The sequence below is a fragment of the Streptomyces sp. cg35 genome (assembly GCF_050410835.1).
GTDB lineage: Bacteria > Actinomycetota > Actinomycetes > Streptomycetales > Streptomycetaceae > Streptomyces.
Map to the genome: position 1 here is coordinate 2,224,692 of NZ_CP191268.1, position 15,787 is coordinate 2,240,478.

The window sequence follows — 15,787 nt, forward strand, 5'->3', positions numbered from 1 at the left end:
GTGATCAGCCGATTCCGGGGATGAGGGAGAGGAGGAGGTCGATGACCTTGATGCCGATGAAGGGGGCCACCAGACCGCCGAGTCCGTAGATCCCGAGGTTGCGGCGGAGCATCCGGTCGGCGCTCACCGGCCGGTACTGGACGCCCTTCAGGGCGAGCGGGACCAGGGCGATGATGATCAGCGCGTTGAAGACGACCGCGGAGAGGATCGCGGAGTCGGGGCTGGACAGGTGCATGATGTTCAGCTTGTTCAGGCCCGGGTAGACCGCGGCGAACAGCGCCGGGATGATCGCGAAGTACTTCGCCACGTCGTTGGCGATGGAGAACGTCGTCAACGCGCCGCGGGTGATGAGGAGTTGCTTGCCGATCTCGACGATCTCGATGAGCTTGGTCGGGTTCGAGTCGAGGTCGACCATGTTGCCGGCCTCCTTGGCGGCCGACGTGCCGGTGTTCATCGCGACGCCGACGTCCGCCTGGGCCAGCGCCGGGGCGTCGTTGGTGCCGTCGCCGGTCATCGCGACGAGCTTGCCGCCCGCCTGCTCCCGCTTGATGAGGGCCATCTTGTCCTCGGGAGTGGCCTCGGCGAGGAAGTCGTCGACGCCCGCCTCGTCCGCGATCGCCTTCGCCGTCAGCGGGTTGTCACCCGTGATCATGACGGTCTTGATGCCCATGCGGCGCAGCTCGTCGAACCGCTCCCGCATTCCGTCCTTGACGACGTCCTTGAGGTGGATGACGCCCAGCACACGGGCGCCGTCGGCGTCCTCCAGGGCCACGAGCAGCGGCGTGCCGCCGGCCTGCGAGATCCGGTCGTTGAGCGCCTGGGCGTCCTCGGCGACCTCGCCGCCGCGTTCCTTGACCCAGGCGATGACGGAACCGGTCGCGCCCTTGCGGATCTTGCGCCCGTCGACGTCCACCCCCGACATCCGGGTCTGGGCGGTGAACTCGATCCAACCGGCGTCGGTCAGCTCGCCCTGGTGCCGCTCGCGCAGGCCGTACTTCTCCTTGGCGAGGACGACGACGGAGCGGCCCTCGGGGGTCTCGTCGGACAGCGACGACAGCTGCGCGGCGTCGGCGAGTTCGGCCTCGGTGGTGCCCTTGACCGGGACGAACTCGGCGGCCTGGCGGTTGCCGAGGGTGATGGTGCCGGTCTTGTCGAGCAGCAGGGTGGAGACGTCGCCGGCGGCCTCGACGGCGCGCCCGGACATGGCGAGGACGTTGCGCTGCACCAGGCGGTCCATGCCCGCGATGCCGATGGCGGAGAGCAGGGCGCCGATGGTGGTCGGGATGAGGCAGACCAGCAGGGCGACCAGGACGACCATGTCGAGGCTCTTGCCCGCGTAGTCGGCGAACGGCGGCAGTGTGGCGACCGCCAGCAGGAACACGATGGTCAGCGACGCGAGCAGGATGTTGAGCGCGATCTCGTTCGGCGTCTTCTGCCGGGCCGCGCCCTCGACCAGGTTGATCATGCGGTCGATGAACGTCTCGCCGGGCTTCGTCGTGATCCTGATGACGATGCGGTCGGAGAGCACCTTGGTGCCGCCGGTGACGGCGCTGCGGTCGCCGCCGGACTCGCGGATGACCGGGGCCGACTCGCCGGTGATGGCCGACTCGTCGACGGAGGCCACGCCCTCGGCGACGTCACCGTCGCCGGGGATGATGTCGCCGGCCTCGCAGACGACGAGGTCGCCTATCTTCAGCTCCGTACCGGGGACCTGCTCCTCGGCGGTGCCGTTCAGCCGGCGCGCCACGGTGTCCGTCTTGGCCTTGCGCAGCGTGTCGGCCTGGGCCTTGCCGCGGCCCTCGGCGACGGCCTCCGCGAGGTTGGCGAAGATCACCGTCAGCCAGAGCCAGGCGCTGATGGTCCAGCCGAACCAGTCGGAGGGGTCCTTGAAGGAGAACAGCGTCGTCAGGACCGAGCCGATCAGCACCACGAACATGACGGGTGACTTGACCATGACCCGCGGGTGCAGTTTGCGGCAGGCGTCGGGGAGCGACCTGAGCAGCTGCTTCGGGTCGAAGAGACCCGCGCCGACCTTGTCCTGCCCGGACGTGTGGCCGGTGGGCACGTCCTGGTGCGGGGCCCGGGTGGGAGTGGCTGTGGACATGCTGTCCTCTGGATTCTCTGTCTGCTTGAGGTCGGTGCTCATCACGCGAGCCCCTCGGCGAGCGGCCCGAGCGCGAGCGCCGGGAAGTAGGTCAGGCCGGCGACGATCAGGACCGTGCCGACCAGGAGGCCGGTGAACAGCGGCTTGTTGGTGCGCAGGGTGCCCGCGGTGACCGGGACCGGCTTCTGCTCGCCCAGCGAACCGGCGAGCGCGAGCACGAACACCATCGGGAGGAAGCGGCCGAGCAGCATCGCGAGGCCGATGGTGGTGTTGAACCAGTTCGTGTCGGCGCTCAGTCCCGCGAAGGCGGAGCCGTTGTTGTTGGCGCCGGACGTGAACGCGTAGAGGATCTCGGAGAAGCCGTGCGCGCCGCTGTTCAGCAGGGAGTTCTTCGGCGTCGGCAGGGCCATCGAGAAGGCCGTGAAGACGAGGACGAGCGCCGGCGTGATCAGGATGTAGCAGGCGGCGAGCTTGATCTCGCGGGTGCCGATCTTCTTGCCGAGGTACTCGGGGGTGCGGCCGACCATCAGACCGGCGATGAACACCGCGATGATCGCCATGATCAGCATGCCGTAGAGGCCGGATCCGGTGCCGCCGGGCGCGATCTCGCCGAGCTGCATGCCCAGCATCGTGATGCCGCCGCCGAGGCCGGTGAAGGAGGAGTGGAAGGAGTCCACCGCGCCGGTCGAGGTGAGCGTCGTGGCGACCGCGAAGATGGACGAGCCGCCGATGCCGAAGCGGTTCTCCTTGCCCTCCATGGCGCCGCCCGCGAGATCGAACGCGGGGCCGTGGTGGGCGAACTCGGTCCACATCATCAGGCCGGTGAAGGCGACCCAGATCGTCGCCATCGTGGCGAGGATCGCGTAGCCCTGCTTGAGGGAGCCGACCATCCTGCCGAACGTGCGGGTCAGCGCGAACGGGATGACCAGGATCAGGAAGACCTCGAAGAGGTTGGTGAAGCCGTTGGGGTTCTCGAACGGGTGGGCGGAGTTGGCGTTGAAGTAGCCGCCGCCGTTGGTGCCGAGCTCCTTGATGACTTCCTGGGAGGCGACGGCGCCGCCGTTCCACTGCTGCGAGCCGCCCATGAACTGGCCGACCTCGTGGATGCCGGCGAAGTTCTGGATCGCGCCGCAGGCGACCAGGACGAGCGCACCGATCACGGAGATCGGGATCAGGATGCGGACGGTGCCGCGGACCAGGTCGGCCCAGAAGTTGCCCAGCTCACCGGTGCGGGAGCGGGCGAAGCCGCGGACGAGGGCCACCGCGACGGCGATCCCCACCGCCGCCGAGACGAAGTTCTGCACCGCGAGGCCGCCGGTCTGCACGACGTGGCCCATGGTCTGCTCGCCGTAGTACGACTGCCAGTTGGTGTTGGCGACGAAGGAAGCGGCCGTGTTGAAGGCCTGGTCCGGGTCGATCGACCGGAAGCCGAGCGAGCCCGGCAGGCTCCCCTGCAGGCGCTGCAGCAGGTAGAGGAAGAGGACGCTCACGGCCGAGAAGGCGAGGACGCCGCGCAGGTACGCGGTCCAGCGCATCTCGGTGTTCGGGTCGGCACCGATGCCCTTGTAGATCCACTTCTCCACCCGGAGGTGCTTCTCGGAGGAGTAGACCCGGGCCATGTGGTCGCCGAGGGGACGGTAGGCCAGCGCCAGCGCCGCGCACAGGGCGAGGAACTGAAGGGCTCCGGCAAGTACGGGGCTCATGTCGGCGCTCAGAACCTCTCCGGGTAGATGAGGGCGAGGACGAGATAGCCCAGCAGGGCGACGGCCACGACGAGGCCGACGATGTTCTCGGCGGTCACAGCTTGGTCACCCCCTTGGCGACGAGTGCCACCAGGGCGAAAACCGCGAGCGTGGTGACGACGAAGGCCACGTCGGCCATCGTGAGCTCCTGGGTGAGGTGCGGAAGGGACAGGAATGAACGTGCGGCGCCCGAACGAGTGACACGGTCGGACGATTAGAGGAAACCCCCGGTCATGGCCGGTTTCGCTCCCCGTTGACGGCTCCCTTACGGGGGCGCACACGCCTTTGACGCGTCTCTTACGTGGCCGGGGGCGCGACGTGATCCACGTCAAACGGAACCGCGGCCGGCAGATGACGGCGCCGGTGCCACGGCGCGTGCGCGTTCCTCGCGCGCAGTCCCCCGACCTCGACGGGCCGTAGACGGGCCCGGGTATGTGCACTGCACATCTGCACATAGGCTGCGACAACGCGGGTTCGTACAGGGGGAGTTCACCGATGAAGGAACGCCGGTACCGCATTCTGGTGACCGGATACGCACTCTCGTCCTACGGCACGTACCTGAATCTGGTCGCGCTCAATCTGTACGTCTACGCGGTCACGGACCGGGCCCTCGCGGTGGGCGTGTTCATGGCCGTACGGCTCGGTGCCGGGTTCCTCGCGGGGCTCGGCGCCGCGCCGCTGCTGGCCCGCTGGGCGGCGAAACCGGCGATGTTCTGGTCGAACGTCGTCCAGGCGGCGGCCCTGCTCCTGCTGGTGTGCGCGCCCGACGGGCTGCGCGGCGCCGCGCTGTTCCTCGTCTCGGCGGTGACCGGCGGGGCGGGCACCGTCTTCATGGTCGCGTTCCGCAGCTCGGTCCCGGACATGGTGGACGAGGGGCGGCGCACCTGGGCCAACTCCCTGATGGTGAGCGGCCGCTCGATGGCGATGGTGGTCGGCTTCGCGTCGTCCGGCGTCGTGGTGTCGCTGCTCGGCTACACGGCGGCCTTCCTGATCGACATGGCGACGTTCCTGGCGTGCGCCGCGTCCGTGGCGCTGCTGCCGCTGACCGGCCGTCCCGCGCGGACCGCCGGTGACGGCGGCACCGAGCCGCCCGCACCGCGCGGACGGTGGCGGGCGGGGGCGCCGGTCGCGCTCGCCGCGGCCCCGGCCGTCGCCCTGATGGTGGCGCTGCGCGGCATCGACGCGCTCGGCTCCTCCTCGCACAACGCGGCCCTGCCCGTGTACTCGACCGAGCTGGACGCCGCCCGGCCCGCCGTGTTCGTCAGTGTCTTCTGGTGTACGTGGGCGCTCGGCAACGTTCTGGTGCAGCAGGTGCTCCAGCGGTACGTGAAGCGTTCGGGGCGGACGGTCGGGGCGCTCGGCTTCGGCTGCGGCACGATCGTGATGTCGGCGACGTTCATCCTGGCGTTCGCCGGGCTGCCCTGGGCCGCGACCGTCGTGGTCGCGCTGCTCGCGGGCGCGGCCGACGGCGTCACCGAGGTGTCGTACAGCTCACATCTGCAGACCCTGCCGGCCGCCCTGCGCACCCGCGCCTTCGGCCTGTCGGCGACGGTGGAGAACCTCGGTTTCGGCGCCGGAATGATCGCGGTGGCCGCCGCGCTCGACGCCTTCTCACCGCTGTCGGTGGTCGGCGTCGCGCACGGCGTGGCCGTCGTGGTGGCCCTGGTCTTCGTGGCGCGGGTGCTGCGTCTGCGGCGTACCGGGGCCGTGGGGCCGGCGAGCGAGGCGGGACGGGGCCCGGTCAGGCCCCGACGTACGCCGCCAGGTGCTCGCCGGTGAGGGTCCCCCGCTGGGCGACGAGGTCGGCCGGGGTGCCCTCGAAGACGATCTTGCCGCCGTCGTGGCCCGCGCCCGGGCCGAGGTCGATGATCCAGTCGGCGTGGGCCATGACCGCCTGGTGGTGCTCGACCACGATGACCGACTTGCCGGAGTCGACGAGGCGGTCCAGCAGGCCGAGCAGCTGCTCGACGTCCGCGAGGTGCAGGCCCGCGGTCGGCTCGTCGAGGACGTAGACGCCGCCCTTCTCGGCCATGTGCGTGGCCAGCTTGAGCCGCTGCCGCTCGCCGCCCGAGAGCGTGGTGAGCGGCTGGCCGAGGGTGAGATAGCCGAGCCCGACGTCGTTCAGCCGCTCGAGGATCTTGTGCGCGGCCGGCGTCCGCGCGTCGCCGCCGCCGAAGAACGCCTCGGCCTCGGCCACCGGCATCGCGAGCACCTCGCTGATGTCGCGGCCGCCGAGGTGGTAGTCGAGGACGGAGGCGTCGAACCGCTTCCCGTCGCACTCCTCGCAGGTCGTGGAGACGCCGGCCATCATCGCCAGGTCGGTGTAGACGACGCCGACGCCCTTGCACGTGGGGCAGGCGCCCTCGGAGTTGGCGCTGAACAGGGCGGGCTTCACGCCGTTGGCCTTGGCGAACGCCTTGCGGATCGGGTCGAGCAGGCCGGTGTACGTCGCCGGGTTGCTGCGCCGGGAGCCGCGGATGGCTCCCTGGTCGACCGAGACGACGCCCTCACCGGCCGGGATCGACCCGTGCACCAGCGAGCTCTTGCCGGAGCCGGCGACACCGGTCACGACGGTCAGCACGCCGAGCGGGATGTCGACGTCGACGTCCCGGAGGTTGTGCGTGGCGGCGCCGCGGATCTCCAGCGCGCCGGTGGGCTTGCGCACCGACTCCTTCACCGCGGCCCGGTCGTCGAAGTGCTTCCCGGTGACGGTGTCACTGTCCCGCAGCCCTTCCACGGTCCCCTCGAAACAGACGCTGCCACCGCCGGCACCGGCCCCGGGACCGAGGTCGACGACATGGTCGGCGATCGCGATCATCTCCGGCTTGTGCTCCACGACGAGCACCGTGTTGCCCTTGTCCCGCAGCCGCAGGAGCAGTTCGTTCATCCGCTGGATGTCGTGCGGGTGCAGGCCCGTGGTCGGCTCGTCGAAGACGTACGTGGTGTCGGTGAGCGACGAGCCGAGGTGGCGGATCATCTTGACGCGCTGCGCCTCACCGCCGGACAGGGTGCCCGAGGGCCGGTCGAGCGAGAGATAGCCGAGGCCGATCTCCACGAACGACTCCAGGGTGTGCTGCAGCGTCTCGAGGAGCGGCGCGACCGACGGCTCCTTGAGTCCGCGGACCCACTCGGCGAGATCGCTGATCTGCATCGCGCAGGCGTCGGCGATGTTGATCCGCTTGATCTTCGACGACCGGGCGCCCTCGTTGAGCCGGGTGCCCTCGCAGTCGGGGCAGGTGGTGAAGGTGACCGCCCGCTCCACGAACGCCCGGATGTGCGGCTGCAGCGAGTCGACGTCCTTGGAGAGCATCGACTTCTGGATCTTCGGGATCAGCCCTTCGTACGTCAGGTTGATGCCGTCGACCTTGATCTTGGTCGGCTCCTTGTGCAGCAGGTCGTGCAGCTGCTTCTTGGTGAACCGGTTGATCGGCTTGTCCGGGTCGAAGAAGCCGCAGCCGGTGAAGATGCGGCCGTACCAGCCGTCCATGCTGTAGCCGGGGATGGTGAGCGCGCCCTCGTTCAGCGACTTGCTGTCGTCGTAGAGGGCGGTCAGGTCGATGTCGGTGACCGAGCCGCGGCCCTCGCAGCGCGGGCACATGCCGCCGGTGATGCTGAAGCTGCGCCGCTCCTTCACGTCCTGTCCGCCGCGCTTGACGGTCACCGCGCCCGCGCCGCTGATCGAGGCGACGTTGAAGGAGAACGCCTTGGGCGAGCCGATGTGCGGCTTGCCGAGCCGGCTGAACAGGATCCGCAGCATCGCGTTGGCGTCGGTGGCGGTGCCGACGGTGGAGCGGGGATCGGCGCCGAGCCGCTGCTGGTCGACGGTGATCACCGTGGTCAGCCCGTCGAGGACGTCGACCTCGGGCCGGGCGAGGGTCGGCATGAAGCCCTGGACGAAGGCGCTGTACGTCTCGTTGATCAGGCGCTGCGACTCGGCGGCGATCGTGTTGAAGACCAGGGAGCTCTTGCCGGAGCCGGAGACACCGGTGAACACGGTGAGGCGGCGCTTGGGCAGCTCGACGCTGACGTCCTTCAGGTTGTTCTCGCGGGCGCCGTACACCCGGATCAGATCGTGGCTGTCGGCAACGTGCTGCTCAGGCGACTGCGGCGCGGTCTTCCTGGCCCTGGTCATCGTGTTCTCCTCTGTCGGGCGGGACCGCCCGCGCGGTCTGTGACGGCATCGCCTGTCCGGCGCGGCACGCCGGCTTCGAGCAGTATCTCCGGCGGTACCGCGTCACCGCAGGTCGTGCACCTCGTTGATGCGGACCAGATTGCCCGCGGGGTCGCGGAAGGCGCAGTCGCGCACGCCGTAGGGCTGCGCGGTCGGCTCCTGGACGACCTCGGCGCCGGCCGCCAGCACCTGGTCGAAGGCGGCGTCGAGGTCCGGGGTGGCCAGGACGACGCGGGCGTAGCTGCCGTTGGCCATCATCTCGACGACGGTCCGGCGCTCGTCGTCGGTGACGCCCGGGTCCATGGCCGGGGGCTCCAGGACGATGTTCACGCCGGGCTGTCCGGCGGGCCCGACCGTGATCCAGCGCATCGCGCCGGACCCGACGTCGGCGCGCACCTCGAAGCCGAGGATGTCGCGGTAGAACGCCACGGACGCGTCGGGGTCGTCGTGCGGCAGGAAGGTGGAGTGCAGGGTGAGATCCATGCCTCCGACGCTAGGCGCGCCACCCCGCCACGGGCTTCTCCATTCCTGACCGGTCCGCCGGCAGCACTCAGTACCAGACCGGAGTGCTGCCGTGCTGAACTATCCGGGCAATTGGGCCCATCGACCGATGCTGCACCAAGTCCCTAGAACCCCTTGGGCACCATCAGTCAGGGTTTCCCCACAGGTCGAGCGAGATCACTGACCGGGTCTCGCAGTGTCGATCAACAGGGGAGAACCAATGAAGAGCATGCGTACCGTCACCGCTGCCGTCGTGGCCTCGACCACGATGGCGGCCGCCGTCCTCATCGGCACCGCGCCCACCGCCAGCGCGGCCGACCCGTGCGCCGGTAAGTCGTACAAGCACGTCGTGAAGCGCTACAACAACGGCCCGGGCATCATTCCGCTGCGTTGCGGCACCACGACGTGGGGCTACAAGCATCTGGTGGCTCGTGGCAGGTGGAGCGCCTCCTTCGACAAGAAGATCAAGAAGGCGCTCTGGTCCGGGACCCCCGCGACGATCCCCGGCGGCCGCTGGCACTACTACATGGAGGCCATGCCGCCCTGCACGAAATACTTCGGAGTCCTCGACAACCCCGGCGTCTACGGCGGCGACCGCGTGACGAAGCCCCAGGGGATCATCACGGCCTACTCGATGGACGAGAAGCCCGGCGGAACTCTGGCGCCTAGTCTGAAGAAGGGCGAACCCGCCGGTCCCGCCTGCTGACGGTCGACACGACGGAGGTGCCATGTCTCTTCAGCCGGCCACCGCGCAGCGGCTGCGCGCCCAGCTGCGTCGCTACGACGACCAGTTGCCCGCCGCTGTGCGTGTGCGGGCCCTGCGGGTGCTGGAGCGCACCGAGGAGCGGGCACCTCGGGTCGACGTCGAGCTCGACCTCGGTGTCACCCCGTCCGGCGAGCCGGAGCAGCGATGGCTGTTCACCCTCGACTTCACCGATGACGCCGAGCAGCTCCTCGACGGCAGCCCGAGCGACGAGGACCTGCGGACGGCGGGATTCCTCGTCGTCACGAACGTGACGGAGTGGTGGCACACGAAGGATTCCGAGCCGGACACGGCAGCGCTCGCCCGACGCGTGTCGTAGGCCGGTTCGCGAAGCCCCTCCGTCCGCCCGGAGAGCGGCCACGAAGCGGCTCCGGCAGCCGGATGTGCCGCCCGGCGGGCGGCACCCCTTGCCCCGGAACGCTCCGCCACCGGCGCCGGACCGTCAGAACTGGTCGGGCGCCGTGAAGACCACGACGCAGTTCTGGCCGCCGAAGCCGAAGGCGTTCGCCATCGCCGTGCGCACGGGCGTGCGCCGCGCGACGTTGGCCACGTGGTCCAGGTCGCACTCCGGGTCCGGGGAGTTCAGATTGATCGTGGGCGGCACGACGCCGTCGCGGACGGCCAGCGCGCACACCATCGCGCTCAACGCGCCCGCGCCGCCGACGAGATGGCCGACGGACGACTTCGGGCTGCTCACGGGGATGCTGTCCGCCGCCGCGCCGAACGCCGTACGGATCGCCTTGGTCTCGGTGCGGTCGTTGGCCTTGGTGGACGTGCCGTGGGCGCAGATGTAGTCGATGTCGTCCGGTGCGACCGCCGCCCGCTGCACGGCGGTCCTGATCGCGGCCGTGGCGTACTCGCCCGTCGGGTTCGGGGCGCTGACATGGAAGGCGTCGCAGGTCAGCGCGGCACCGCTGACGCTCGCGTACGGGGTGGCCCCGCGCCTGCGGGCGTGCTCGGCGGACTCGAGGACCAGGACCACCGAGCCCTCGCCGAGCACGAACCCTTCCCGGTCCACGTCGAACGGGCGGCTCGCCCGGGTGGGGTCGTCGTTGCGCCGGGACAGCGCGCCCATGGTGGACAGCCCGTTCATGAACACCGGGGTGACCCCGGCGTCGGTGCCGCCGCAGACGACCACGTCCGCCTCGCCGGAGAGGATCAGGCGCCGCGCGTCCATCAGGGAGTACAGGCCGCTCGTGCAGGCCAGCGCGTTGGCGTTGACCGGGCCGTGGACCCCGAGGTCGATCGCCACCTCGCAACTGGGCATGTTCGCCAGGGAGTACGGCACGAAGTAGGAGCTCGGTTCTCTGTCGGCGACCAGTTGCCGGGTGGCCGCCTCGATGGTGTCGAAGCCCGCGACGCCGGTGTTCACCACGACCGCCACCCGGTCCCGGTTGTCGTCGTCGATGTCCAGCTTCGCGTCGGCCACCGCTTCGCGTGCCGCCACGACGGCGAAGGCGGTGAACCGGGAGATGCGCCGGGTGCGCTTGGCGTCAAAGTGGTCGGAGGGCCGGAAGGACTTCACTTCGCCGGCGATGCGCGTGCTCATGCCGGCGGTGTCGAAAGCGGTGATGGGTCCGATGCCCGACCGGCCCGCCACTATCGCTTCCCAGCTGCTCTCCCGATCATTTCCGACCGGCGTGAGAGCCCCTATACCTGTGATTACGACGTCATCATGCATTGCACGGACAATACTCGGTCCGGTTGACCTGGAGAAGAAGGCGAAGATGGCACAAAAATTCCGACAGCCGCATCCGTAAGACCAGTTCAGAGCCGTTTTTGACGGCGAGACAGCAACCGCATTTCAAGTATTCATCGGGAATTTTTCAAGTTTTTTTCGAGTGCCGCTCAAGCATTTATTGAGAATGCCTGGAGACAGTATGGGGAGACATTCTTCGCCCGCGGTTCGCTTTCCGTCCGACCATAAGGAGATACCCCATGTCCCATGCCCCTGAGGTGACCGCGGAGGCCGTGCACGCGTTGCTCCGCACCGAGCTCGTCGACCTCGGCATACCGGAGGACACCATCTCCGCGCAGACCACGATCGACACGCTGGAGATCGACTCGCTCGACGTCGCCGACCTGATGGTCACGGTCAAGCGGGAGTACCGGGTGGACATCCGGCGGGCCGAGCTGGCCGGTGTCACCATCGGCGAGCTGGTGGACCGCATCCTGGCCGGCGCTTCCGGTCAGTGACGCGATGACCGACGCGGGCGGCCCGGTGGCCGTGGTGGCGGGCACCGACGAGGTGCTGCGCCATCCGCTGGCCGGACCGCACCTGCTGAACGAGAGAGAGCGGGGGCGGCTCGCGCGGTTCCACCGGGAGCCGGCCCGCCGGGACTTCGTCGCCGCGCACGCCCTGGTCCGGCTCTGCGCGGGGCGGTTGCTGGGCGTCGCCCCGGCCGAGGTGGCCTTCGCCCAGCACTGCCCGACGTGCCGCGGGACCGACCACGGCCGGCCGCTGCTCGCCGGCCGGCCGGACGTGCATCTGAGTCTCTCCCACACCGACGGCGTGGTGGCCGCCGCCGCCGGTCACGTCCCGGTGGGCATCGACGTGGAGCGGCTCGCGCGGCGCCGCGGCACCAGAGTCATGCACCGCGTGCTCACCGCCGCCGAGCTCGCTCTGGTGACCGCGCACGCCGACCCCGGTCAGGCCTTCCTGCGGCAATGGGTCCGCAAGGAGGCGCTGATCAAGATCGGCAGGACGGACCCGGACTCGCTCGACACCCTTGATCTCTCGGCGCTTCCGCTGGGCGGGCAGGGGGACGGGACGCCGCTGCGCTTCGAGGACGTCTATGTCACGGACGTGACGGACTCCCGCCGGGGCGCCCTGGTCGCCGCGGTGAGCACCCGGCCGACGCGTCTGAGCACCGCGTGGCGGGCCGCCGGACCGGTTCTCTAGCCCGCTTCGAGGCCCGACCTGTCAACTGACCTCACCCCGGTACGACCTTGGATTGGAGATCCGCATGTCGAGCAACTTCCCGGCCTTCGCCGAGTTGATCGCGCAGACCAAGCACTCCGCCGTGCACCTGGAGACGCGCGACATCTACACCCCGCAGGGGCCGGTCTTCGTGGACTGGCAGAAGGGCATCCCGATCGAGTACGACCGGCACACCGACTGGGTCGACCTGGTGCAGGACGCGACGAAGCGCGGCATCGACTGGCGGCGGGCGCGGATCGTGTCCGAGCCGGTGACCGACTTCATCCAGTACGAGTGGGAGACCACCACGATCGTGAACGTGCCCGCCGGCGAGAAGGTGCGCTGGCTGCCGCGGGAGCGCGCCTCGGAACTGATGCTGCCGGGCAACGACTTCTGGGTGTTCGACGACAGCCTGGTGCGCTTCACCAACTTCCACGGCGACGGCTCGTGGGGCCCGCACGAGTTCTCCGAGGACCCGGAGCTGATCCAGCGGTGCAAGGAGGCGTTCGAAGCCGTGTGGGAGCGCGCCGTCGACCACGCCGACTACACGCCGCCGCGCAAGGAGCAGGCCGCGGCCTGAGGCGCCACGCCCCGACGACCCCTCCCCCGTCACCGCGGGCTTCGTCCGCGGGACGGGAGACGGGTCGTCCTCTTCGTAGGAGGACATGATGACGGCACACCGGCTGCTCCGCCTGGACAGCGAGGACAAGGCGCGTGAGCGGCCACCGGGCGCGCGCAACGACATCCACTTCACCGAGGCGCAGATCCGGCCGGTCGTGGAGGCGTTCAGCCCGCCGGGCGGCCGGGTGCTCGACCCGTTCTCCGGCTACGGGACGACCATCGTCGTCGCCGACCGGCTGGGCCGTGTCGGTACCGGGATCGAACTGCAGGAGCAGCGCGTCGCGTCCAGCAGTGCCCGGCTGCCGGCGGGGTCGCCGAGCCGGTTCCTCGCGGGCGACGTGCGCGACTGGGACCGGCTCGGGCTCGGCGAGTTCGACCTGTGCCTGACCAGCCCGCCGTACATGGCGCGGCACGACCACCCGGAGAACCCGCTCACCGCGTTCCGCACCATGGACGGGTCCTACGGGCGCTATCTCGCCGAGCTGGCGGACATCTTCGGCACCATCGGCAAGCATCTGCGGCCGGGCGGCCGGATCGGCGTCTGCGTCGGCAACTTCCGTGATTCCAGCGGCAAGGTCACCCCGCTGGCGTTCGACATCGGGCACGCCCTGTCCGCGGTGCTGGAGTTCGAGGGCGAGATCTACTTCGAGTGGAGCACGCCGTCGGAGAGCCTCACCGGCGACTACTGCCTGCTGTTCTCCGCCGCCGACTCCTGATCCGGCCCTGACCGCCGATGCCGTTCAGACACCGATGATCTCGAACGGCATGGTCGGCACGCCGCCGAAGCGCTCGCCGAAGCGCTGGTGCTTGGTGGTGAGGTAGCCGGCCACGTCGGCCATCGGGTTGTCCGGCGGCAGCGACTTCAGATAGCCGGCGTGCGCGGCCAGCGCCTCGATGCCGGCGGCCATGCCCTCGGTGACGTCGACGGCGTGCCCGGACTCCGGGGAACCGCCGACCGCCACACAGCGCACGCCGGCCCACGGCTCGAAGCCCTCGTCGAGGAGTTCGGGGAAGACCCAGGGGTTGCCGGCGTCGCTCGCCGCGTCGAGCAGCGCGACGCCGACGTTGCGGTGGTCGGGGGTGTTCCAGTCACCGCTGCGCCAGCGCTCGTAGAAGTTGATGGTGACCAGCACCTCGGGGCGGTACCTGCGGATCGCCCGCGCGATGTCCCGGCGCAGCGGCAGGCCGTACTCGATGACACCGTCCGGGTGGCCGAGGAAGTCCACGTCCCGCACCCCGACCGCGGCCGCGGCCCGCAGTTGTTCCTCGGCGCGCATCGCGCCGGTGGCCTCCGGGTCCATGGTGGCGATCCCGGCCTCGCCGCGGCTGACCACGGCGTAGGCGACGGACTTGCCCTGCGCGGTCCAGCGGGCGACCGCGCAGGCGGGCCCGTACTCGAGGTCGTCGGGGTGCGCGACGACGCACAGCGCGCGCTGCCAGTCCTCCGGCATCGGCCGGTACGGCTCGGTCATGTCGTCTCTCCAGGGGTGCGCGTCGGCCACGTCGTGGTCTGTGCGGCGGTGTGCAGGCACTCCTCGAAGAAGGCGAGCGCGCGCAGGTGGTAGCAGCGGGCGGCCAGGCCGAGGCTGATGTTGTGGCCCGCGTCGGGCAGGCGCTCGACGCGGACGACGGGTGCCTTGGTCAGCCGGGAGGTCAGATCGGCGAGGTCCTGGTCCTCGTGCAGCCACCAGGCCTCGTGCTCGGCGAACGTCAGGCGCAGCGGGATGTCGATCCGCGGTGCGAGTTCCTCGAACATGTGCGGCCACAGGTCGACCTCGGCGCCCTCGCGGGCGGGCATGGGGGCGAGCAGGGCCTCGGCCGCGCGGAAGGTGCCCGGGGGGTACAGCCCCAGCGGGCCCCAGTTGCGCTCCCAGTCCATGCGGCGGCCCAGGCGCCGGCCGGCCGGCTCGACGCCGAAGCGGTGGCCGACGCCGGAGGCGTCCAGGGCGAGCAGGCCGGGGGTGCGGGCGACGGTGGTGAGGGCGAGCTTGCCGCCGTAGGAGTGGGCCAGCAGCAGGAATCCCCGTCCGACGGCGTGCCGTTCGGCGAAGGCGTCGAGGGCCGCGGGCAGGACGGCGGACTGCTCCTCGAGCGTCATGCCGTCGGGTATCTGCTCGGCGGAGTGGCCGTAGCCGGGCCGGTCGAGGGCCAGCACGGTGAAGCCGAGCCGGGCGCCCAGGGTGAGCAGGGACAGGTCGGGGTGGACCTGCCCGTCGAAGTAGCCCGCGGTCATGCCGCCGCCGTGGACGGCGAGGATGGTGGCCCGCGGCGGTCCGTCGGGCGGTTCGGCCAGCAGTCCGGACAGGGTGAGGCCCGCGGCATCGAGGAGGATCGGGCGCACCCCGGGCGAGTGGGTCGGCAGCGGCTTCTTCTTCCGGTCCGTCCTGGACACGCTCATGGGTGGTCCTTGTCGGTCGGCGGTGAACTGAGTCCGGGCGGCCGGGGCGCCCGGCTGCGGGCGCCCCGGCGGGAGGCTCAGGCGAGCTGACGCTGGAAGGTGGCCATGTCGAAGTAGAGGGTCTCGTCGAGCAGCACGTCGCCGTCGAAGTGGAAGAAGATCGCCACGGGGGCGTCGACGGTCTTGCCGCGGTTGGGGATGCCCCGCCAGTCCGCCTCCTGCTTGGCCCGGAACTGCGCCTCCACGATCACCGCGGTCGGCGTGTGATGGACGTGGGTCAGACCGTGGTCGGCGACCGGGAAGGCCTTCTCCAACTCGGCGAAGTAGCCCTTCTTGATGGCCTCTTCGCCGATCAGCGGGCCCTCCTCGAACGGTATGACCTTGTACACGCCGCCCCGCGGGAACGTCGCGAGCACCCCGTCGATGTCCCAGGCACCCTCGGCGACGGTGTGCTCGATGACGACCGCCTCGCGCCGCTTGCGCAGCTCGGCGTCGGGCTGCGGAAGGTCCGCGCCGGGCAGGGTGAACGCGTGCACCTCGGTGGCCATGGGGACTCCTTCAGACATT

The 15,787-nt window shown here is 70.2% G+C and carries 16 protein-coding genes; 7 read left to right on the forward strand and 9 right to left on the reverse strand.

Going from position 1 to position 15,787, the window contains the following annotated elements; genetic code table 11:
- Positions 1–4 precede the first annotated feature (4 nt).
- The 3 genes from kdpB to kdpF are packed head-to-tail and all read right to left on the reverse strand — an operon-like array spanning position 5 to position 3,905.
- Complete coding sequence (gene kdpB, locus ACQUQD_RS10245; RefSeq protein ID WP_428951730.1) at positions 5–2,104, reverse strand: potassium-transporting ATPase subunit KdpB; 2,100 nt, start codon at positions 2,102–2,104, stop codon at positions 5–7.
- 41 nt (positions 2,105–2,145) lie between these two features.
- Positions 2,146–3,807 carry a potassium-transporting ATPase subunit KdpA gene (kdpA, locus tag ACQUQD_RS10250; RefSeq protein WP_428951731.1) on the reverse strand — a complete coding sequence of 554 codons (1,662 nt, stop codon included), beginning with the start codon at positions 3,805–3,807 and terminating at the stop codon, positions 2,146–2,148.
- A gap of 8 nt (positions 3,808–3,815) precedes the next feature.
- Positions 3,816–3,905: a K(+)-transporting ATPase subunit F gene (kdpF, locus tag ACQUQD_RS10255; protein ID WP_018533641.1), complete on the reverse strand. Its 90-nt coding sequence runs from the start codon at positions 3,903–3,905 to the stop codon at positions 3,816–3,818.
- 436 nt (positions 3,906–4,341) lie between these two features.
- Here kdpF and ACQUQD_RS10260 point away from each other — a divergent pair, with 436 nt between their 5' ends.
- A complete protein-coding gene (locus ACQUQD_RS10260; RefSeq protein WP_428951732.1) occupies positions 4,342–5,625 on the forward strand; it encodes an MFS transporter in 1,284 nt (427 codons plus the stop codon).
- Here the strand turns inward: ACQUQD_RS10260 and ACQUQD_RS10265 are convergent.
- Positions 5,588–7,978: an ATP-binding cassette domain-containing protein gene (locus ACQUQD_RS10265; protein ID WP_428951733.1), complete on the reverse strand. Its 2,391-nt coding sequence runs from the start codon at positions 7,976–7,978 to the stop codon at positions 5,588–5,590. The genes ACQUQD_RS10260 and ACQUQD_RS10265 overlap by 38 nt on opposite strands.
- A 102-nt stretch (positions 7,979–8,080) precedes the next feature.
- The gene (locus ACQUQD_RS10270) at positions 8,081–8,500 is read right to left on the reverse strand and encodes a VOC family protein (RefSeq protein WP_428951734.1); all 420 of its coding nucleotides are present in this window, start codon (positions 8,498–8,500) and stop codon (positions 8,081–8,083) included.
- A 238-nt stretch (positions 8,501–8,738) separates the two neighbouring features.
- Between ACQUQD_RS10270 and ACQUQD_RS10275 the strand changes: the two genes are divergently transcribed.
- Positions 8,739–9,224, forward strand: coding sequence for a hypothetical protein (locus ACQUQD_RS10275; protein ID WP_428951735.1), 486 nt, complete (start codon positions 8,739–8,741; stop codon positions 9,222–9,224).
- A 22-nt stretch (positions 9,225–9,246) separates the two neighbouring features.
- The gene (locus ACQUQD_RS10280; RefSeq protein ID WP_428951736.1) at positions 9,247–9,600 is read left to right on the forward strand and encodes a hypothetical protein; all 354 of its coding nucleotides are present in this window, start codon (positions 9,247–9,249) and stop codon (positions 9,598–9,600) included.
- 123 nt (positions 9,601–9,723) lie between these two features.
- Here the strand turns inward: ACQUQD_RS10280 and fabF are convergent, their stop codons facing one another.
- Complete coding sequence (gene fabF / locus ACQUQD_RS10285) at positions 9,724–10,962, reverse strand: beta-ketoacyl-ACP synthase II (RefSeq protein WP_428951737.1); 1,239 nt, start codon at positions 10,960–10,962, stop codon at positions 9,724–9,726.
- Positions 10,963–11,219: 257 nt separating this feature from the next.
- Here fabF and ACQUQD_RS10290 point away from each other — a divergent pair, with 257 nt between their 5' ends.
- The 4 genes from ACQUQD_RS10290 to ACQUQD_RS10305 all read left to right on the forward strand — a co-directional run bounded on the left by ACQUQD_RS10290 (position 11,220) and on the right by ACQUQD_RS10305 (position 13,538).
- The gene (locus ACQUQD_RS10290) at positions 11,220–11,477 is read left to right on the forward strand and encodes an acyl carrier protein (protein ID WP_428951738.1); all 258 of its coding nucleotides are present in this window, start codon (positions 11,220–11,222) and stop codon (positions 11,475–11,477) included.
- A 4-nt stretch (positions 11,478–11,481) separates the two neighbouring features.
- Positions 11,482–12,183: a 4'-phosphopantetheinyl transferase family protein gene (locus tag ACQUQD_RS10295; RefSeq protein ID WP_428951739.1), complete on the forward strand. Its 702-nt coding sequence runs from the start codon at positions 11,482–11,484 to the stop codon at positions 12,181–12,183.
- A 64-nt stretch (positions 12,184–12,247) separates the two neighbouring features.
- The gene (locus ACQUQD_RS10300; protein WP_428951740.1) at positions 12,248–12,781 is read left to right on the forward strand and encodes a DUF6879 family protein; all 534 of its coding nucleotides are present in this window, start codon (positions 12,248–12,250) and stop codon (positions 12,779–12,781) included.
- Positions 12,782–12,866: 85 nt separating this feature from the next.
- Positions 12,867–13,538 carry a DNA methyltransferase gene (locus ACQUQD_RS10305; RefSeq protein ID WP_428951741.1) on the forward strand — a complete coding sequence of 224 codons (672 nt, stop codon included), beginning with the start codon at positions 12,867–12,869 and terminating at the stop codon, positions 13,536–13,538.
- Positions 13,539–13,562: 24 nt separating this feature from the next.
- On the opposite strand, the gene ACQUQD_RS10310 is transcribed toward ACQUQD_RS10305, so the two are convergent.
- From ACQUQD_RS10310 to ACQUQD_RS10320, 3 genes are all read right to left on the reverse strand, one after another.
- Positions 13,563–14,294, reverse strand: a complete 732-nt coding sequence (locus tag ACQUQD_RS10310; RefSeq protein ID WP_428951742.1) for a PIG-L deacetylase family protein — start codon at positions 14,292–14,294, stop codon at positions 13,563–13,565.
- Complete coding sequence (locus tag ACQUQD_RS10315; RefSeq protein ID WP_428951743.1) at positions 14,291–15,220, reverse strand: alpha/beta hydrolase family protein; 930 nt, start codon at positions 15,218–15,220, stop codon at positions 14,291–14,293. The genes ACQUQD_RS10310 and ACQUQD_RS10315 overlap by 4 nt, the downstream gene beginning before the upstream one ends.
- A 77-nt stretch (positions 15,221–15,297) precedes the next feature.
- A complete protein-coding gene (locus ACQUQD_RS10320; protein ID WP_428951744.1) occupies positions 15,298–15,768 on the reverse strand; it encodes a nuclear transport factor 2 family protein in 471 nt (156 codons plus the stop codon).
- Between the last annotated feature and the right edge of the window lie 19 nt (positions 15,769–15,787).